This is a genomic window from Rhodobacteraceae bacterium Araon29, assembly GCA_039640505.1.
Classification (GTDB): Bacteria; Pseudomonadota; Alphaproteobacteria; order Rhodobacterales; family Rhodobacteraceae; genus CABZJG01.
Genome location: CP046865.1, coordinates 1,252,588 through 1,270,611, shown reverse-complemented (window position 1 = coordinate 1,270,611; position 18,024 = coordinate 1,252,588). Strand labels below are relative to the sequence as shown.

19 protein-coding genes, 1 other RNA gene and 1 pseudogene are annotated in these 18,024 nt (G+C 51.0%); 6 read left to right on the top strand and 15 right to left on the bottom strand.

Annotated features, from left to right (window positions below):
• The first annotated feature begins 167 nt into the window (after positions 1–167).
• Together GN278_05935 and GN278_05930 are read left to right on the top strand one after the other, a co-directional pair.
• Entirely contained in the window at positions 168–590 is a 423-nt protein-coding gene (locus GN278_05935) for a methyltransferase domain-containing protein (protein ID XAT60400.1), read from the top strand.
• Complete coding sequence (locus tag GN278_05930; GenBank protein XAT60399.1) at positions 554–940, top strand: hypothetical protein; 387 nt, start codon at positions 554–556, stop codon at positions 938–940. Before GN278_05935 ends, GN278_05930 begins: the two co-directional genes overlap by 37 nt.
• Positions 941–962: 22 nt before the next feature.
• Here GN278_05930 and GN278_05925 read toward each other — a convergent pair whose 3' ends face one another.
• From GN278_05925 to GN278_05915, 3 genes are read right to left on the bottom strand one after another with little or no spacing between them, the layout of a single operon-like run.
• Positions 963–2,300, bottom strand: a complete 1,338-nt coding sequence (locus GN278_05925; GenBank protein XAT60398.1) for an 8-oxoguanine deaminase — start codon at positions 2,298–2,300, stop codon at positions 963–965.
• A 1-nt stretch (position 2,301) separates the two neighbouring features.
• Entirely contained in the window at positions 2,302–3,141 is an 840-nt protein-coding gene (gene hisN, locus GN278_05920; protein ID XAT60397.1) for a histidinol-phosphatase, read from the bottom strand.
• Positions 3,142–3,189: 48 nt separating this feature from the next.
• Positions 3,190–3,561, bottom strand: coding sequence for a helix-turn-helix domain-containing protein (locus tag GN278_05915; protein ID XAT60396.1), 372 nt, complete (start codon positions 3,559–3,561; stop codon positions 3,190–3,192).
• A 276-nt stretch (positions 3,562–3,837) separates the two neighbouring features.
• Between GN278_05915 and GN278_05910 the strand changes: the two genes are divergently transcribed.
• Together GN278_05910 and GN278_05905 are read left to right on the top strand one after the other, a co-directional pair.
• A complete protein-coding gene (locus tag GN278_05910; protein ID XAT60395.1) occupies positions 3,838–4,797 on the top strand; it encodes a zinc-binding dehydrogenase in 960 nt (319 codons plus the stop codon).
• A 137-nt stretch (positions 4,798–4,934) separates the two neighbouring features.
• Entirely contained in the window at positions 4,935–5,714 is a 780-nt protein-coding gene (locus tag GN278_05905) for a BAX inhibitor (BI)-1/YccA family protein (protein XAT60394.1), read from the top strand.
• Between the two features lie 54 nt (positions 5,715–5,768).
• Here GN278_05905 and GN278_05900 read toward each other — a convergent pair whose 3' ends face one another.
• From GN278_05900 to GN278_05870, 7 genes and pseudogenes are all read right to left on the bottom strand, one after another.
• On the bottom strand, positions 5,769–6,329 hold the full coding sequence (locus tag GN278_05900) for an HIT domain-containing protein (GenBank protein ID XAT60393.1): 561 nt from the start codon (positions 6,327–6,329) through the stop codon (positions 5,769–5,771).
• A complete protein-coding gene (rpmG, locus tag GN278_05895) occupies positions 6,277–6,444 on the bottom strand; it encodes a 50S ribosomal protein L33 (protein ID XAT60392.1) in 168 nt (55 codons plus the stop codon). Before rpmG ends, GN278_05900 begins: the two co-directional genes overlap by 53 nt.
• Before the next feature lie 135 nt (positions 6,445–6,579).
• Positions 6,580–6,968: RNase P RNA component class A (rnpB, locus tag GN278_05890), an RNA gene on the bottom strand.
• Between the two features lie 88 nt (positions 6,969–7,056).
• Positions 7,057–7,674, bottom strand: coding sequence for a hypothetical protein (locus GN278_05885; GenBank protein XAT60391.1), 618 nt, complete (start codon positions 7,672–7,674; stop codon positions 7,057–7,059).
• Between the two features lie 22 nt (positions 7,675–7,696).
• Positions 7,697–9,187, bottom strand: coding sequence for an Asp-tRNA(Asn)/Glu-tRNA(Gln) amidotransferase subunit GatA (gatA, locus tag GN278_05880; GenBank protein XAT60390.1), 1,491 nt, complete (start codon positions 9,185–9,187; stop codon positions 7,697–7,699).
• Positions 9,187–9,474 carry an Asp-tRNA(Asn)/Glu-tRNA(Gln) amidotransferase subunit GatC gene (gene gatC / locus GN278_05875; GenBank protein XAT60389.1) on the bottom strand — a complete coding sequence of 96 codons (288 nt, stop codon included), beginning with the start codon at positions 9,472–9,474 and terminating at the stop codon, positions 9,187–9,189. Before gatC ends, gatA begins: the two co-directional genes overlap by 1 nt.
• A 31-nt stretch (positions 9,475–9,505) precedes the next feature.
• A pseudogene (locus GN278_05870) lies at positions 9,506–10,162 on the bottom strand (hypothetical protein).
• A 160-nt stretch (positions 10,163–10,322) separates the two neighbouring features.
• Between GN278_05870 and GN278_05865 the strand changes: the two are divergent.
• Together GN278_05865 and GN278_05860 are read left to right on the top strand one after the other, a co-directional pair.
• Positions 10,323–11,015: a metal-dependent hydrolase gene (locus tag GN278_05865; GenBank protein ID XAT60388.1), complete on the top strand. Its 693-nt coding sequence runs from the start codon at positions 10,323–10,325 to the stop codon at positions 11,013–11,015.
• 48 nt (positions 11,016–11,063) lie between these two features.
• Positions 11,064–11,414, top strand: coding sequence for a RidA family protein (locus tag GN278_05860; protein ID XAT60387.1), 351 nt, complete (start codon positions 11,064–11,066; stop codon positions 11,412–11,414).
• A gap of 20 nt (positions 11,415–11,434) precedes the next feature.
• On the opposite strand, the gene GN278_05855 is transcribed toward GN278_05860, so the two are convergent.
• From GN278_05855 to GN278_05835, 5 genes are all read right to left on the bottom strand, one after another.
• The gene (locus GN278_05855; GenBank protein XAT60386.1) at positions 11,435–12,118 is read right to left on the bottom strand and encodes a nitroreductase; all 684 of its coding nucleotides are present in this window, start codon (positions 12,116–12,118) and stop codon (positions 11,435–11,437) included.
• The gene (locus GN278_05850) at positions 12,099–13,211 is read right to left on the bottom strand and encodes a CoA transferase (GenBank protein XAT60385.1); all 1,113 of its coding nucleotides are present in this window, start codon (positions 13,209–13,211) and stop codon (positions 12,099–12,101) included. The genes GN278_05855 and GN278_05850 overlap by 20 nt, the downstream gene beginning before the upstream one ends.
• Positions 13,212–13,366: 155 nt before the next feature.
• Positions 13,367–15,721 carry a TRAP transporter large permease subunit gene (locus tag GN278_05845; protein XAT60384.1) on the bottom strand — a complete coding sequence of 785 codons (2,355 nt, stop codon included), beginning with the start codon at positions 15,719–15,721 and terminating at the stop codon, positions 13,367–13,369.
• A 20-nt stretch (positions 15,722–15,741) separates the two neighbouring features.
• Complete coding sequence (locus GN278_05840) at positions 15,742–16,677, bottom strand: TRAP transporter small permease subunit (protein XAT60383.1); 936 nt, start codon at positions 16,675–16,677, stop codon at positions 15,742–15,744.
• 92 nt (positions 16,678–16,769) lie between these two features.
• Positions 16,770–17,855 (bottom strand): twin-arginine translocation signal domain-containing protein, encoded by a 1,086-nt coding sequence (locus GN278_05835; GenBank protein ID XAT60382.1) that lies wholly within the window; start codon positions 17,853–17,855, stop codon positions 16,770–16,772.
• Positions 17,856–18,024: the final 169 nt, after the last annotated feature.

Sequence of the window (18,024 nt, the reverse complement as noted above, 5' to 3'; positions counted from 1 at the left end):
CTGACCTTATCCATCATTTTCTCGGCCCGAAGTTGACCGCTTCCATTGTATGCATTCTATGAATGACAGATTTCTCGTGCTAAGGTCAGCGCACGGTTACACATTTGCTTTGTTATTTTCCGCTAGAGAATTTTATAATTTCATAACCAAATATTTGACACTTTCTTATGAAAACGTATCACCAAGACGGCAACCACAGAAAAAGCGCCTTTTCCGGATTGCAGAAGGACTATGAAGCTGCGCGGCCACAGTATCCCCTAGCCGCGTTAGAGCTTATAAAACAGCATTGCCCGATACCACACCTGATTTGCGATATCGGTTGCGGCACGGGAAAATTGACGCGGCAACTTGGCGCATTGTTTCCAAATACCAAAATTTTGGGGTTTGATATCAACGCAGACATGGTTTCCGCCGCTAAAAATGCAGGTAACGCTGGAATATGCTATGCAGTTTGCCCTGCCGAAGACCTTCCTCTTGCTGAGCAGAGCGCAGATATCATAACTGTCGCGCAAGCGGTACATTGGTTTGAAGGGCCGCCTTTTTTAGGGAAGCCTTGCGGGCTTTATCCCCAAGCGGCGTGCTTTTCCTGATCGAAAACAATCGCAATTGGAAACGAAGTGCGTTTCTTGCTGGCTATGAAGATTTACTTGAACGGCTGTCGCCAAATTACTCGCGGCATTATCGCGGCTTTGACAGCGCGGGTGAGGCCAAAGAGGCCGGATTTAGCCAAGTGAGCACCGAGCGCTATCCTTGGGTGCGTAAAATATCGCCCAAGGGTTTTAAACAAATAGCCCAATCTTCAACCCGCTATCAAGCTGCTCGTAAAGCCAACCCAGAGGCGACAGAGGCTGCGCTCAATGCGCTGCTTTCCGCATCCGGTGATGCCGATGGTCAGATCACTGTAGAGTATGAGACAAAAATTATTGCGGCAGCTTTGTGATCCAAACCTAAAATAGTTTTGATCACATCAGGTTTCGTGCCAACCGGTTTTGCTCGGCAATAACGGCTGGCAAGTCAAGCTTTGTAAAGGCATGATCGCGGATAATCTGCTGTCCTTCCACAAAGAGATGTTTCACTGTCATAGGGCCGGCGAGCAAAAGCGCTGCCGGGTCCCAGCTTCCGGCAGTCTCTAAGCCTGAGACATCCCATATGGCCAGATCGGCGCGTTTGCCCGGTGCAAGCCTACCGCATTCCGGCCGGCCCAAAATATCGGCGCCTCCACGGGTGGCCAGTTCCAATGCTTCGCGGGCCGACATCGCATCGGCACCAAACGCCACACGCTGCAGCAACATCGCTTGGCGCGCTTCAAGAATTAAATTGCTGCTGTCATTGCTGGCAGATCCATCAACGCCCAAACCAACGGGCACCCCGCGATCTCGCATCTGCCTAATCGGCGCGATGCCTGATCCCAATCGGCAATTTGAGCAAGGACAATGGGCCACGCCCGTTTTGGTTTCTGCAAAAAGCGCCTGCTCTGAGGCGTCAAGTTTGACACAATGCGCGTGCCAGACATCTGGGCCAACCCAGCCTAAATCCTGTGCATATTGCCCCGGGCGACAGCCGAATTTTTCTAATGAGTAATCAATATCCTCTTGGTTTTCGGCCAGATGCGTATGCAGATGAACCGACTTATCACGCGCCAACAGCGCCGCCTCGCGCATCAAATCGCGGCTGACCGAAAAGGGCGAACACGGTGCGATACCAACCCGAATAAGCGCGGACGGATCACGGTCATGAAAGCGATCAATCACACGGATACAGTCTTTTAGGATGTCGTCTTCTTTCTCAACCAGATCATCAGGCGGCAAACCACCATCGCTTTCGCCGATGCTCATGGAACCACGGGTGGCAAAAAGCCGGATACCAACCTCATGCGCGGCCTCGATGGTATCATCAAGCCGCGCGCCGTTTGGATAAAGATAAAGATGATCCGAGCTAAGCGTACAGCCAGATAGGGCCAATTCAGCTAAGCCCACCATAGCGGATACGCGCATTTCATCCGGACCAAAACGCGCCCAGATCGGATAGAGCGTTTGCAGCCATCCAAAAAGCAAAGCATTCTGCGCCTTGGGTACAGCGCGGGTCAGGGTTTGATACAGATGATGGTGCGTGTTGACCAACCCCGGTGTAATCACACAGCCGCGCGCATCAACAAGCTCATCGCCGTTTTTCACCGCAAGATTCTGACCCAATTCGATGATTTGGCCGCCCCGAATACGGATGTCAGCGCCGCGCAATTCTAGGCGCTGGTCATCCATCGTTAGGATGTGATCAGCATTTTGAACGATGAGATCTTGCATTTTATTTGGCCGCAACCGCATAGGGCGCAAGTAACGGCAGAACTTCGTTGAGCAAATCTTGACTGGCGCAAGCCACCACCTGACCGCCAAGATGCGCAGGGCCGCCTTGCCAATTCGTCACCAATCCACCTGCCGCCTCAACGACCGCGATCGGTGCCTGAATATCATAGGCGTTTAGACCCGCTTCAATCACCAAATCAATCTGCCCAGCGGCCAGCAAGGCATAGGCGTAGCAATCAACGCCATAGCGCACTAAATTGGCGTGATCGGCCACAGCGCGAAACCCTTGGTAATCCTTTTTGGTGCCGATCTCAGGGTATGTTGAAAACAGCGTTGCTTGATCCACCCTATTCGCTGACCGCGCCGCCAGAGTACGCTGCCCCAAAGGGCCAGTATAGTAAGCTTGGCCAAACCCGCCAATAAACCGCTCGCCAATGTAAGGCTGATCTATAATGCCCAAAAGCGGGCCGGACTGATCGGAAAGAGCGATTAGGACCCCCCATGTGGGGGTGCCGCTGATAAACCCACGTGTGCCATCAATGGGATCAAGAACCCAGCTTAACCCCGACACCCCGGGCGATCGGCCGAACTCTTCACCCCAAATTCCATCTTGAGGGCGCTTTGTCGCAAGAACGTCTCGCATCGCCTGTTCTGCCGCCTTATCGGCAGCAGTAACAGGATCAAAACCTGCGGCATCCTTGTTTTCCAATGTTAGATCAGAGCCCCTAAAATAGGGTAATATGGCCACTTTTGCAGCCTCTGCCATTTCGTGGGCCACGGCGATTAAGTTTGTTTGTTCATCCTCAGAAATGGGATTGCGCAAGCTATCTGACATGCTCATAGACGCTTATTGCCCTTTTAAAGACGCCCGCCCCATATGCAGGCTGGTTTAAGCAACGTCACTCAGAACCCGTGCAAGGTCAAACAAACGACGGCGTTGATTCTCTGGAATTGAGTAATAAGACCGAACCAAATCCAAGGCCTCTTTGTCACCCATTAAATCCGCTGGAACAGATTCATTAGAACCAGTAGCTGCCACTTCGTGCTCAATGCCTTCGAAAAAGAAGTTTACCGGAACTTCCATAGCTTCCGAAATATCCCAAAGCCGTGACGCACTGACCCTGTTCGCACCTGTTTCATATTTTTGGATTTGTTGGAATTTTATACCAACTTGCTCAGCCAATTGCTGCTGAGTCATGCCAACCAACCAACGGCGTTGACGAATTCGTTTACCCACATGTAGATCAACTGGGTGCGCCATATAATATTCCTTTTTGCTCCCCTCTTTTAATTAAGAGGTGTGTCATCGCGCGATCATCGCCCGATTTTGAAAATTATTGCGTCGCGCATCCCGTCAACGCAATTCGATCATATCAGAACCATCTAATCACGCAAGAGCTTAAAGAAACCTAAGCGAATCGCAAAAATATTTTGCTCAATTTTTGCGGGTATGTGCTTGGGGTTGCAAAATATTTGGCTATTTGATTTCAATCTTGCTGATATTGCAGTAAATGCAGCAGCAAAAAGTGAGTATGAAATGCAGGCAATTCAAGTCACACAGCTGGGGCAAAACCCACAGGTTAGCAACCTTGAAACTCCAAATCCGGCTTCAGGCCAAGTTCGATTAAAAATACTTGCCTGCGGCTTGAACTTTGCTGACCTTTTGATGATCAAAGGAACGTATCAGGACACCCCGCCAGTGCCTTTCACCCTCGGATTAGAATTGGTGGGTATTGTCGACGCCTTGGGACCAAAAACAACAGGGCCAGCAATTGGAACGCGGGTTGCAGTCTATAGCGGTCAGGGCGGATTGGCGCAATATGGCTGCTTTGATGCCACCCGGTGCCTGCCTTTGCCAGAGGCCGTTCCGACCATAGAAGCCGCAGGATTTCAAATTGCTTATGGGACAAGTCACGTGGCCTTGGACTACAAGGCCCGCTTGCAGCCAGGCGAAACCTTGCTTGTGCTTGGGGCGGCTGGCGGCGTCGGGCTTACGGCGGTTGAACTGGGTAAATTGATGGGCGCCACAGTTATTGCCGCGGCCCGTGGCCAAAAACGGCTAGATATCGCTGCGGCCGCCGGGGCTGATCATTTGATCGACCCAGAAACCACAGATTTGCGCAAAGCAGTCAAAGCACTTGGCGGCGCGGATGTAGTGTATGACCCCGTTGGCGGCGATCAATTCGCCGCAGCTTTTCGCGCCTGTAATCCTGATGGGCGCATGATTGTCATCGGCTTTGCCAGTGGTACAGTGCCGCCCATCGCCGCCAATCACATGATGGTAAAAAACATCACTGTTCAAGGTGTCAATTGGGGCGGATATATGCGCTTTAAACCAAAGGTCCTGACCGAGAGCCTCAAAATCCTAATAGACTGGTATCAGGCCGGGCGGCTGAAGCCGCATATCAGCCATATATTGCCCTTTGAACAGGCAGCGGAGGGTTTGGACCTGCTGCGCACGCGCAAATCTACCGGAAAAGTGGTCATTACTCTTTAAAAATGTTCGCGCATTGAGAAAAATTGACAAAACAGCTATTTTCTCATCTTGAAACCCGCTATAGGTTTGCCAATATCTATTATAACGGATCTCGCATCGCGCGGGGCCCCCTATATTGTGACGAACCGGAGGCTAAAATGGCAGAATATAAAACCGTACAACCCGCAGTCGGCGCCCGCGCCGCTGAGATTGACGAGGGCCTGCGCGCCCATATGAATAAAGTCTACAGCACCATGTCCATTGGTATGTTGATCACGGCTTTGGCCGCATGGGCCATCGCAGGTTTGGCAACCACGACTGATCCGGCGAACGCCGTTGCTCAAGTTGCTCAAAACGGCACCATGCTGACATCCTTTGGTGCAGCGATTTATATCTCTGCCTTGAAGTGGGTGATTATGTTTGCACCACTGGCGATGATCTTTGGTCTTGGCGCGGTAATGAAGCGGGCCTCAGCCAGCGCAGCGCAGTTGTATTTCTTTGTGTTTGCTACTTTAATGGGAGTTTCGCTTAGCTCGATATTTATCGTCTATACGAGCTACTCAATTGTACAAATATTTCTTGTAACAGCCATTGCATTTGCTGGTCTGTCGCTTTGGGGTTACACGACAAAGAAAGACATCTCTGGATGGGGTTCTTTCCTGATGATGGGCGTGATCGGTATTTTAGTTGCATCAATTATCAACATTTTCCTTGATTCAGGTGCCGTACAATTTGCGATTTCCATTATTGGTGTGCTAGTGTTCGCCGGCCTAACCGCTTATGATACACAGAATATCAAGAATACATATCTTGCGCATGCACATCATGGTGATCAGGAATGGCTGGACAAGTCAGCAATCCATGGCGCGCTGAGCCTTTATATGGACTTCATTCTCATGTTCCAATTTCTACTGTCGCTTATGGGCAACCAAGAATAGAGGCGCTTACCTCATTATTCCAAAAGGCCGGGTATAGTGTCCGGCCTTTTTCGTTTAAGAGTGCAAAAGTGCATGACGAAGTTTTTCACAGGCTTGGGCAAGCTCAAATGGCGCTAAAAATTTCCGCTTTGCATATCTTACATCCCCCGATGCAAAATACCGCCGCGATGTAATGTCATCTTTATCATGCAATGGGACGACATGAGCATGGCAATGGGCAACATCATGTCCAGAAAAAATAAACCCAACGCGCTCAATACCATAAATCTGCTTTTGGGCCTTTGCAATTTTTTGCCCGATAAACATAATCTGGCCGGCCAGTGATTTTGGCAAATCCTCAAAACAGACAATATGATCCTTTGGGATGATTTGAACATGCGATTCGCGAATGGGGTTATGGTCGGCAAAGACCATAAGCTCAGAGGTTTCGCATATGACAGCGGCATGTTCCACCCCATTTGCAATACGGCAAAATATGCAATCTTTCATTTTAAGAAGTCCTAAAATAACAAAAGCCGCCCAGATGTCTGCGCGGCTTTTCATAAAAACGATGTCGTAAAGGTTATTTAATTTTACCCTCTTTATATTCGACATGCTTACGCACAACCGGATCATATTTCCGGACCACCATTTTTTCGGTCATGGTGCGCGCGTTTTTCTTGGTCACATAAAAGTGTCCAGTGTCCGCGGTCGAGTTTAGGCGGATTTTAATTGTGGTCGGCTTCGCCATTTTTCGTCTCCTGCGTCGGCCAGTTCTACGGCCGGTGAAATTCTATCCTGAAGCCTGCCTTTTAGCGATGCTGACGCCACTGTCAACCATGATAGGACAGAATTCGAAGCTCTTAGTCTGAAACCCTCAAAAAAGATGCGCGGAGGGCCTATAAGCCGGATTCTGTCCCAGGGTTACCCCCTTGGATGACTATTCCTCTAAACGCAGGATTGCTCCTGCGCCTCTAGCTGCCAACCCGAACCCTTGGGCCAAAGCGGCCCTGCGGTGATATCGGCGAACCGATCAACCCGCACAAGGTTCCTATTCGGCATTGCTCCCAGTGGGGCTTGCCATGCGGACACTGTTACCAGTCCCCCGGTGGGCTCTTACCCCACCCTTTCACCCTTACCCGTGCAAGCACGGGCGGTTTGCTTTCTGTGGCGCTTTCCGTCGGGTTTCCCCGCCCGGGCGTTACCCGGCACCGTCACTTTGTGGAGTCCGGACTTTCCTCGAGCCTTACGGCCCGCAGCCATCCAGCCCTCCGCGCGCCTTAGGGGGTAATTTGCTTAGGTATGTTCGTCAACGCTTAAACGTTATTTTGTACTGATCGCTTTGGCAGAAACCACAGCGCGATCAACCCTCTGGCAGCGCCAAACGGAAGGGCAAAGGATCCCATGTGCAAGCAAAGCCATCCCCATCCGGATCAAGCCCTAGCCAGTCCCGTTTTGGGCCGCCACGCTTCAAAAATACCTCTTGCGCCTCAGTGGAAGAGGTATATTGCCCACATCTGTAAAGGTGGCTATTTTCGCTTACCAATCCCGAGCGTGGATACAAAGGCGCGCCAACTGGATTAGATGTCAGCAGAGCATATTCTACAACATTTGGGATATCGGTGCCCGGGCGCACTGGCAATTCGGTAGGTTCAATGAGAACATATTGCATACGGTTAATCGCCAATCTTTCGGCATCGCTTTCAATGGTTTGCCGGTTTGAGACCGCCTCAAAGTCATTTTCATCCGAAAGCGCGATACTTGCGGCATTTGGCAAGCTTGTTTCTTCGACCTCAGCCGGATTTCCATCCACAAGCGCCACAGTGTCTTCCAAAACATTAATTGTATCGGCAACCACAGCAATCCCCGCGGCCGTTGTATCAGCCAATTTTGGCGGCAAAGCCTCAAGCCCACTATCAGGTATCGTCGGCTCGCAGCCGGCAAAGCCCAAAGCAACGCAGAATAAAACAACCTTTCGCATGCAAATCTTTCCTTTGCTCACGTTATAGAGATGACCACCAATTGTTCGGTTTTGCGGTAAAGCCAGCAGCGCTTTCCAGTGCATAAGCGGTGTTCAACAAATCCCCTTCTTCCCAGGGCTTGCCGATAAGCTGCAAACCCAAAGGCAAGCCTTGTGCATCCAGCCCTGCAGGTACTGATATCCCGGGCAATCCGGCTAAATTAACCGTAACCGTAAACACATCGTTAAGATACATCTGAACCGGATCAACCTCAGCCATATCCCCAAGTCCAAACGCAGCCGAGGGCGTTGTTGGCGTTAAAATCGCATCAACACCAGATGCAAACACATCCTCAAAGTCTTTCTTGATCAAGGCCCGCACACGCCGCGCACGATTATAGTAAGCATCATAAAACCCGGCTGACAAAACATATGTCCCGATCATAATGCGCCGCTGAACCTCAGCGCCAAAACCTTCGGCGCGCGACTTTTCATACATTTCGGTGATGCCATCACCTGCATCCAGCTGCGCGCGGCGTCCAAAGCGAACGCCATCGTAGCGCGCCAAATTCGATGAGGCTTCGGCAGGCGCAATCACGTAATAGGCAGGCAGCGCATATTTCGTATGGGGCAGGCTGACATCGACCACTTCAGCGCCGGCATCTCGCAGCATTGCAGCCCCGTCTGTCCATAGCTTTTCAATCTCATCCGGCATCCCATCTAAACGATACTCTTTGGGGATACCGATCTTTTGACCGCGGATATCACCGCTGAGAAGCGCTTCAAAATTTGGCACCTCTAACTCGGCGCTGGTGCTGTCTTTGGGATCATGGCTGCACATGGCCTCAAGCATAATCGCGGCATCGCGCACCGATTTTGTCATCGGGCCAGCCTGATCAAGCGAACTGGCGAACGCCACAATTCCCCACCGTGAGCAGCGCCCATAGGTTGGTTTGATACCGACGATACCAGCAAAGGCTGCGGGTTGGCGGATTGAGCCGCCCGTATCCGTGCCGGTGGCAGCCAAACATAGATCTGCTGCCACTGCGGCAGCAGAGCCCCCGGATGATCCGCCCGGGGTACGCTGTTTGTCATCCACTTTCCAGGGATTGACCGCATCGCCATAAATAGAGGTTTCATTGGAAGAGCCCATGGCAAACTCATCCATGTTCAACTTGCCGATCATGACCGCGCCTGCGTCAAACAGGTTTTGGCTCACCGTGCTTTCATACTTGGGACGGAACCCGTCTAGAATACGGCTGGCGGCCTGACTGGGCACGCCTTTGGTACAAAACAAATCTTTGATCCCAATCGGCAGGCCGCACATGGACGGAGCATCGCTCTGTGCCAAACGTGTATCGGCGGCAGCTGCCTGATCAAGCGCCAGCTCTGGAGTATGGTGAACCACCGCATTCAGCGCCCCGCTGCCCTCGGCGGCCCGCAAACAGGCCTCGGTTAACTCTACAGATGTAATATCTTTGCTCCGCAAAAGATCGCGGCCCTTTGCAAGGGTCAAACTGTTGAGGTTTTCCATTATTCGACCACCTTTGGAACCGCAAAAAATCCCTCTCGCGTATCGGGTGCATTGGACAGCACATCCGCTTGCTGATCGCCCTCAGTAATTACATCCTCGCGGCGCTTTAGACGCTGCGGGGTCACTGATGTCATCGGTTCAACATCGCTGACATCGACCTCATTAAGCTCATTGATAAACCCAAGGATCATATTAAATTCATCCGCAAGAGCAGGAAGCGCATCCGCCTCTACTCTGATCCGCGCAAGTTTTGCAACCTTGGCTGCTGTAGCCGTATCAATCGACATCCGGAACTCCCAAAAAACCTGTTTAAATCCTTTACCCTTGCTGCCCGCCACCTGCAAGCATATGGCGCGGATAAACCTCAATCATCCACCCCAACATTGCAGCATTGATCAAATGCCATAAAAAATGCGTGCCCTGCGGCCAAGTTGTGCAGAGCTGCAAGTTTACGGTTCGAAATCCCAAAGGCACATATAAAAGTACCGCCACAAACCATAGGCCGCGCGCTACCTGCGGCCGCCTGCGCCGCAAAGCGATTGCATAAACCGCAATCAAAATTGGCACTGGCATATATCCAAGACTGCTTCCCAAGCCCTCAATATCCTTAAAGACCCAAAGCACTGCGGCAGCGTATGGAAAAAACAAAGCCACACCCACTAGGGACAATAAACGTGAAAATTACCAAAACTGCCAGTTGGCTAGATAAAAATAATAAAGCACAAACAGAAAAATGAGCGTTACATCCACAAGCGCCGCCCAGCGTTGCGCAACGCTGTGAAAAAGTGCCTAGCCAAGACCGATCGCTGCAAGCAAAATAACCAGCGTCCGTGCGCCCGAACCCCGCTGTGCACGCGGCCATAGCCAATAGGCCACCACCAAAAACCCACCGTTGCTAAGTAAATTAACCGGTTCAGCAAATAGCTCCGCATCCAAACGCTCACAATAGCCATCGACAAAGACAAACCAGCCCATAGGCTTAATCCTTTTTCTTTGTTCAAATACTCCTGCCAGAGGCAAATTTAGACCGCTGAGAGCACTGGTTGTTCGCAGCATCTCAGGCTAAAGTTACTTGCAAATCGGCCGCAGGCCCCCCAAGCTTTGAACAACCTTTCTGCGCCAACAGGAGAGCACTATGAAAATACTTTGGCTTGGACATGCCTCTTTTCGCATCGAAATTGCAGACCAGGTATTATTGATTGATCCATGGCTCACCGGCAACCCCATGTTGCCTGCTGACCGGCACGAAGAGGCTATAAAAGGCGCAACGCATATTCTTTTAACCCACGGGCATTTTGATCATATTTCTGACACGCTGCCACTGGCGAAAGAAAACAACATTCCCGTTGTCGGCCAATATGATCTTATTGGCCATTGGATGGAAACAGAAGGGATAGAGGGCATCGGGTTTAATAAAGGCGGAACAGTCATGTTGGGCAATGTGGCGGTCACCATGGTGCACGCAGTGCACAGTTCCACCATGGGCACAGCTGAGGGTCCAAAATGCATCGGCAGCGAATGTGGGTTTATGATATCAGCCGAAGATCATACAATCTATGTCTCAGGCGACACCGACGTGATGGCAGATATGGCCATTTTTAATGATCTTCACGAACCCGATATAGGCATCTTGGCATCCGGGGGTCATTTTACGATGGATATGAAGCGGGCGGGGTATGCGGCGGCAAAGTTTTTTAATTTTAAAACCATCATTCCCTGCCACTACCGGACTTTTCCGATACTTGAACAATCTGCAGAAGAGCTGGCGCGCGCAGTGCCCTTAGCGCAGGTCATCGAGCCTGAAATCCTACAACCAATCACGCTATAAATCGGCAGTTCAACGGCCGGACGACACTCAAATCAGAAAGGAAAACACATGACAACCATTACACGTATTGCAACAGGTCAGCGCATGAGCCAAGCCGTGATCCATGGCCAAACTATCTATTTGGCTGGTCAGGTCGGCACTCCAGGCACATCAGTGACTGCCCAAACCCAAGAGATCCTAGAAAAAATCGAAAGCCTGCTGGAACAGTCCGGATCCGACAAAACTCAAATCCTAAGCGCCACGATATGGATGGCATCCATGGATAGCTTTGACGAAATGAACGCTGTTTGGGATGCCTGGGTTCCCGAGGGCCATGCACCGGCGCGCGCCACAGGCGAATCGGCGCTCGCCACGCCAGAGCATTTGGTTGAAATTCTGATCATTGCGGCCAAGTCCTAAACCTGTAGCAACGCTTTGGCTTAGTCGCACCAGGTAACCACCTCATCGAGCCCGGCGCGATGGGTGCGAAATTTATTGGCTGAATGATCAAGGTCTGCATAGCCAAACGATATAGCGCATAAAATATCCCGGTCTTCGGGCAGATCGAGCTGCGCGCGCACCACTGGCGCCAACCCTGCAATAGCTGCCTGCGGTATAGTGGCAATGCTGAGCGCCTGAGCGGCAAGCGTAAACGCCGTGACATAGGCACCGCAATCAACAGCGCCGTAGGCTCCTAGCTCTTTTGGTGTGGTGATAATCGCCACATGCGGGGCACCGAAAAAGCGATAGTTTTCCATCATTTGCTGCAGGGACGCCGCGCGGTCTCCTTTGGTGACCCCAACCGCTTCATAAAGCTGCCAACCGCAGACCGAACGGCGGTGTTTATATTCACCGCTGTAGCGCTGGGGAAAATCAATATCGGGCGACTGCACGCCTTTTTGAGCCGCTTCTAAAAGCGCTGATCCTAGTGCAGCCATGGTTTTTCCCTGACACACGGTGACTTTCCATGGCTGTGAATTGCACCAAGACGGCACCCGCTGCGCAGTGCGAAGTATTTGCTCAATCACCTCTTTGGGGACAATCCCTGGCTCGAATGCACGGCACGAATGCCGGGATTTCAGCAATCCGTCTAAAACCTCATGGTCAGAGTGATCTTGGGGCATCTGCTTCTCTCTTTCTTAGCTCTTCTAATATATCTTGGCGATCTGCGTCTTTCGGACGGATTTGCGCCGGGGCTTGTGGGGCCCATGTTGAAAACCGCGGTGCCGGGGCTGGTTGCAAGTGCCCTTGGATGTGCTGCCAAATACCGCGCGCCGCCATATGCGGGTCTTTAGTGGAGCCATCGGGCGACAGGACCGGTGCGACACAGGCATCCGTACCCGCAAACACCTGTGCCCAGTAATCTTGGGTCTGCCCAACAAAAATACCCCCAAGCCGCGCGCCTAATTCAGGCCAGAGGGATTTATCAAACTGATTGAGAAAATCTACATCCTGATCCAACTCAAGCAGCTTCAAAAAAGCAGCATAGAATTTTGGCTCAAGGCATTGCACGGATATAAATCCACCGCCCTTGCACGCATAACAGCGGCTCCAATGCGGCCCATCCAACGTGCTTTGGCCGCGCTCGGTTTTCAATCCGCCTGAGCTGCGCAAAGACAGCAGCAAAGCCATCATATGGGCTGTTCCGTCGACGATCGCCGCATCCACCACAGCGCCCTGATGCGTTTGCCGCGCATTGATCAAGGCGCTAAGCATGCCGACAACCAGATACAGCGCCCCGCCGCCAATATCACCAACAAGCGTCGGCGGGGTAAATGGTGGCTCATTAGGGTTTGACGCATACCATAAAGCCCCGGTCAGTGAAATATAGTTCAGGTCATGGCCGGCTTGCTGCGCGCGCGGTCCCGATTGGCCCCAACCGGTCATGCGCCCATACACAAGGCTGGGGTTGAGCGCCCCTATATCATCTGGCCCAAGGCCGAGGCGCTCCATCACACCGGGGCGAAAACCTTCGATTAAACCGTCAGCTGTCGACAATAGCTTTCGCGCTATTGCAATGTCTTCGGCAGATTTCAGATCCAGGGCAATTGACCGTTTGCCGCGATCAAGGATGTTCTCTGACGGTTTGCCGGGGGTATCTCCACCAGATTTGCGGTGAATGACAATTACTTCTGCGCCCAGATCAGCCAGCATCATAGCTGCAAAGGGTGCCGGCCCTAGCGCTTCAAATTCAATAATACGAAGTCCCGAAAGCATTTTTCACCTCGTGCAGTCTCATCTCATAGGTTTTGAATAAACCACCGCAAGGAGCAAGCAAAAAGCGCATTAGATAAACACTTCCCACCGACAAACCTTTCAGCAAGGCAAGTAGGCGCTCTAACTTATGCACTGAAAGGGTGAACCCCTGTTTGTTAAGGCGCCAAAAGATTCGGCACGATCGTGACTAGGGAGGGTGCCATCCACAGCAGACCCAAACCAACCATCTGGATGAATACAAAGGGAATCACACCGCGATAGATATGGCCTGTTGTTACTGATTTCGGCGCCACTCCGCGCAAATAGAACAGGGCGAATCCAAACGGCGGCGTCAGGAACGAGGTTTGCAAATTCACCGCGATCATAATCGTTACCCAGAGGGGATCGAATGTTCCCCCATAAATGACCGGCCCCACAATTGGGATTACAATGTATATGATCTCAAGAAAATCAAGGACAAAGCCAAGAATAAATAGAACCAGCATAACAATCAGAAACACAGTAAATTCGTTATCAAACGACCTAAGGAACTGCTGGATATAATGCTCGCCGCCAAAGGAAATCACCACCAGATTCAAAACCTGAGATCCGATCAAAATCGCAAAAACCATCGATGTAACTTTTGTGGTTTCGCGCACCACCGGGCTCATAACCCCGGAGCTGAAAAGCACCCAGCATGAAAACAAAAGTCCAAAAATTGCATAAAGATAAGCTGCATAGGCAAAAAAGAACGCGATCCATGTTTCTGCTGAAACCTCTTGGGTATTGATCCGCAGATCAAAATTAATTCCAAACAGGATCATGATGATCAACGCAAAGGTTGATTGGATCACAATTTTTCCGCTTCTGCCCTGATCATTAAGCTTGCGATAGGCAGCGAGCATGATCGCCCCAGCCGCCCCAAGCGCCGCTGCGGGTGTCGGATTGGTGATCCCGCCAAGGATTGAACCCAGCACTGCCACGATCAAAACCAAAGGTGGAAACACCACTCGGATGAGTTCGATTTGGGCCAACCGGCCGACAGCGGACCTTGCCCCAAAAATCACCAAAATCACTGGTATTGCCAAAGCAGCCCATGCCATGCTTGAGGACGTCAACGGCGAAATTAGCACGATGTCTGCCATCAGCATGAGTACGACACCAAGACCGCCCAAAAGCAGTGGCCGCGTGCTTTCGCGTGGGGATGCTCCCCGAGCCGCGGCTAAAATTATCGCCGCCAGCAGTGCGATTATCAGAACGCCCGATCCGATCGGTGGGGCTGATTTCACTTTTTCATCCAGAAGAACCTCAATTTCTTCTTCGCTCAACTTAACACTTTCCTTAACGCCGCCCGCCGCATCAATATCGACCTGCTGCTTTATTGCTGCATCCCACGCCTCTTGGCCATGCAGCTCAATCATCGACGCCTGACATTCAGGGCTTACGTTGGTACGCAGTGTTGCTTCTTCCCCGATATCTGAGAAGGTATCGACAATGACCGATTGGCTTCCGGCCACACCGACAAAGTTAAACGCGACCGATCCGGCAATCAGCGCGGCAGGCACAAATAAGAACCAGGTCAGCGCATGGCGTGCAGTTGTACCAGTTTCATTAGCCGCGCCCATGCTGACTGCAGGCGCTTTTTTAGGATTAAACAGGGCATAGACAAAGGCATAGGCAGCATACAGGAATGCAAGCATTATTCCCGGCAAAAGTGCTGCCTGAAATAAAGACCCAACAGATACCACAGCCGGTTTTCCGAGATAGGTAAGCGCGTCCGTACAGCCGGCACTTTGCGCGCGGGCTTCTTGAGCGGCAGAATAGAGATCGCCAGTCAATGTCCCCAAAAGTACAATCACAATCGAAGGCGGAATAATTTGCCCCAAAGTGCCCGACGCCGCGATCACGCCTGTAGACAGCTCAGGCGAATAGCCATTGCGCAACATGGTCGGCAGTGACAGCAATCCCATGGTGACAACTGTTGCCCCAACAATGCCTGTCGAGGCTGCTAGAAACGCGCCAACCACAACAACAGATACCGCAAGGCCGCCGGGAAGTGGGCCGAACACCCGCGCCATTGTGGTCAAAAGATCGTTTGCAATTTTAGATCGCTCAAGCGTGATCCCCATTAAGACGAACATCAAAACCGCCAGCAGTGTTTCAATTGACTGTCCCGCCAAAACCCGTTCGTTCATACGGTTGGCAATGAACGATATTTTGCGGTTAAGCGCTGTTTGCCAGCCCCCTTCAAACACAGGCTCAGCAATTCGCGGCAAATCCGGATACCTGAATACCGACACAGTCTCTGGATTGATCCCCGAAGCGAGCAAATCAATATACATCTGCGAAGACGTGTCAATCGCCTGATGAATTAACAATCCCGCGCTATCAAGTACCGCAATAATGCCAAAGGAAATCACCCCGGCGCCACCAATTGCAAAAGCCACAGGGAAGCCAGACAAAATACCGCCAAATAGGCAGAAAAAAACGATGATTAGGCCAATTTCGACGCCATCAAGTCCAAATAACATATTCGTCACAGCCCCTTAGGTTAATGCGTGGCTTCGACGGCGTCTTCGCCATCATCAAGGATATCTTTATCAAGGTATTTGTTTTCGCTGGCAGCGCCTTCTTTCCATTCCAAATAGGAACGCATGAAAAAGGCCCAAGCGTGGATAAATACCATACCGGCAAAAGCCACCATGAGAATCTTGAAGAGAAAATAGCCAGTAAACCCGTTTGGTGAAAACCCAATTGTTTCAACATTCCAGCGCAGGGCGCGAGATTTCATCAACAGCCGCTCAAGCTGGTCGCTGGCTGAAGGCTTGGGAACGATCAGGTGCCGCCACATGAAAAACCAGCCATACATCCAGATCAGCACGGCCATCGGCACCATGAACAGCATCGAACCGATCATATCGATGACTTTTTTCGTACGAAATTTCACTCCGGCATAGATAAGATCAACCCGGACATGCCCACCTTGAACAAACGTGTACATCGCGCAAAGCGTGACAACGATCGCATTATAAAGCTTTAGTTCTTCCGCGTACCAGCTGATATCAAATTGCAATGGTACACCGACGCTTAGAATGATGTCTGGCCGGGTGAAAATCCGTTGCATGATTACAATCAAAACCTGTTGAAGAACCATGATCAAACCGGCCCATGCAAAAATGCGGCCCACACTGTTAGCGAAGCCCTCCAACACCCTGACACAACCCCATAAAAAGTCGCGTTTGAACGTACCAATAACGAAAATCACTATAAAAAATGTAAAAACAGCAAAGAAAAACTCAACAGATGCGCCGTAATAAACAAAACGCATAATGGCCTTTTTATCGCTCCAGTCTAACCAAAGCCCGGGATGGGTAATGGCATAACCGAAATTGTAAAACGCCATGACAAGGTTCTGGAAAACCCACATCAGCCCACTGCCAAGCGCAGATAAAGCGTCCGATAGCCCTATAGTTGCTTCTTCCTGCATGTCTCCCCGCTTCTGCTGGTTTTTTTACCCAACTAAGAAACTGTAGGGCCTCTCACAAAGAAAGGCCCTACTCTTTTAGTTTTTAAAGCAGCTTAGCCACCCAGCACGCGCATACGCTGGCTCACATAATAGCCATCGGATTTGTTAATCCATGATGCGGATGTTGCAAGTGAGGTTTCAAAGCTTTCACGAATGGTTGCGAACAGGTCATCATCCATATTCTCATCCATCACCTCAGCCGACGCTTTACCGAATGCATCCCAAACATCGTCTGAGAATTGTAGGGTTTTCACGCCTTGCGATTGCAGACGCGCAAGGGCGGCCCCATTGTTGGACAGAGTTTCCGACAGCTGATAATGCGTGACCGCCATAGAAGCATTGCGCATAATGGCTTGATGCTGCGCTGAGAGCTCGTTCCAGACATCCAAGTTAACGGAAGCAGCCAAACCTGATCCTGGCTCATGGAAACCCGCTGTATAGTAAATTTTGGCAACCTCTTGGAAGCCGGCGCGTTCATCAGCTTGTGGGCCAACCCACTCAAGCCCATCCAGCGCGCCAGAAGACAAGGCCTGATACAATTCACCACCGGGGATGTTTTGAACCGACGCACCCAGTTTTCCAAGCACTTTGCCGCCCAAACCCGGCATCCGGAATTTCAGACCGTTAAAGTCATCTGCTGATTTAATTTCTTTACGGAACCAGCCGCCTGACTGCGAGCCAGAGTTACCAGCGAGTAGACCTTTTAGGTTAAAAATCTGACCCAGTTCGTCATGCAATTGCTCACCGCCACCATGGTAGTACCAGTTGGTCAGCTCTTGAGCGGTCCCTCCAAACGGCACGGCCGTGAAATACGCATAACCAGGGTGTTGACCGATAAAATAGTAATCCGCCGAATGGTACATATCTGCCTGACCCGATGATACGGCGTCAAACACTTCAAGTGCACCAACAAGCTCACCCGGTGCTTTTTTGTCAATCGTCAACTGACCGTCTGACATTGCGCCGACCATCTCAACCATATAGCTGGCTGCATCATCCAAAACTGCAAAACCGCGCGGCCAAGACTGAACCATTGTCAGGGTCCGCTTGCCAGTTGCATAGGCCGGAGCTGCCAAAGTAGAGGCTGCTGCTGCACCACCACCAAGGGCCGACGTTCTAAGAAAAGATCTACGATCCATGTGTTATTCCTCCCAAAATTTCAGCGCAAATTTTTTCGCACTGTTGATTACATACTTTTGTTGTTAATCGCATATGAACGAAAGGCAATACCGACAACTACGTAGAAACTCGTGTTATTATGCTCAATCTTCATTGATACCGTTAATTTATGTCCCCTGATTGAACGTG

What these genes read in the sequence shown, in the direction of transcription:
- GN278_05935 (XAT60400.1), top strand. Translation starts at nt 168, where the DNA reads ATGAAAACGTATCACCAAGACGGCAACCACAGAAAAAGCGCCTTTTCC.
- GN278_05925 (XAT60398.1), bottom strand. Translation starts at nt 2,300, where the DNA reads ATGCAAGATCTCATCGTTCAAAATGCTGATCACATCCTAACGATGGAT.
- hisN (XAT60397.1), bottom strand. Translation starts at nt 3,141, where the DNA reads ATGAGCATGTCAGATAGCTTGCGCAATCCCATTTCTGAGGATGAACAA.
- GN278_05915 (XAT60396.1), bottom strand. Translation starts at nt 3,561, where the DNA reads ATGGCGCACCCAGTTGATCTACATGTGGGTAAACGAATTCGTCAACGC.
- GN278_05910 (XAT60395.1), top strand. Translation starts at nt 3,838, where the DNA reads ATGCAGGCAATTCAAGTCACACAGCTGGGGCAAAACCCACAGGTTAGC.
- GN278_05905 (XAT60394.1), top strand. Translation starts at nt 4,935, where the DNA reads ATGGCAGAATATAAAACCGTACAACCCGCAGTCGGCGCCCGCGCCGCT.
- GN278_05900 (XAT60393.1), bottom strand. Translation starts at nt 6,329, where the DNA reads ATGATCCGGTTGTGCGTAAGCATGTCGAATATAAAGAGGGTAAAATTA.
- rpmG (XAT60392.1), bottom strand. Translation starts at nt 6,444, where the DNA reads ATGGCGAAGCCGACCACAATTAAAATCCGCCTAAACTCGACCGCGGAC.
- GN278_05885 (XAT60391.1), bottom strand. Translation starts at nt 7,674, where the DNA reads ATGCGAAAGGTTGTTTTATTCTGCGTTGCTTTGGGCTTTGCCGGCTGC.
- gatA (XAT60390.1), bottom strand. Translation starts at nt 9,187, where the DNA reads ATGGAAAACCTCAACAGTTTGACCCTTGCAAAGGGCCGCGATCTTTTG.
- gatC (XAT60389.1), bottom strand. Translation starts at nt 9,474, where the DNA reads ATGTCGATTGATACGGCTACAGCAGCCAAGGTTGCAAAACTTGCGCGG.
- GN278_05865 (XAT60388.1), top strand. Translation starts at nt 10,323, where the DNA reads ATGAAAATACTTTGGCTTGGACATGCCTCTTTTCGCATCGAAATTGCA.
- GN278_05860 (XAT60387.1), top strand. Translation starts at nt 11,064, where the DNA reads ATGACAACCATTACACGTATTGCAACAGGTCAGCGCATGAGCCAAGCC.
- GN278_05855 (XAT60386.1), bottom strand. Translation starts at nt 12,118, where the DNA reads ATGCCCCAAGATCACTCTGACCATGAGGTTTTAGACGGATTGCTGAAA.
- GN278_05850 (XAT60385.1), bottom strand. Translation starts at nt 13,211, where the DNA reads ATGCTTTCGGGACTTCGTATTATTGAATTTGAAGCGCTAGGGCCGGCA.
- GN278_05845 (XAT60384.1), bottom strand. Translation starts at nt 15,721, where the DNA reads ATGTTATTTGGACTTGATGGCGTCGAAATTGGCCTAATCATCGTTTTT.
- GN278_05840 (XAT60383.1), bottom strand. Translation starts at nt 16,677, where the DNA reads ATGCAGGAAGAAGCAACTATAGGGCTATCGGACGCTTTATCTGCGCTT.
- GN278_05835 (XAT60382.1), bottom strand. Translation starts at nt 17,855, where the DNA reads ATGGATCGTAGATCTTTTCTTAGAACGTCGGCCCTTGGTGGTGGTGCA.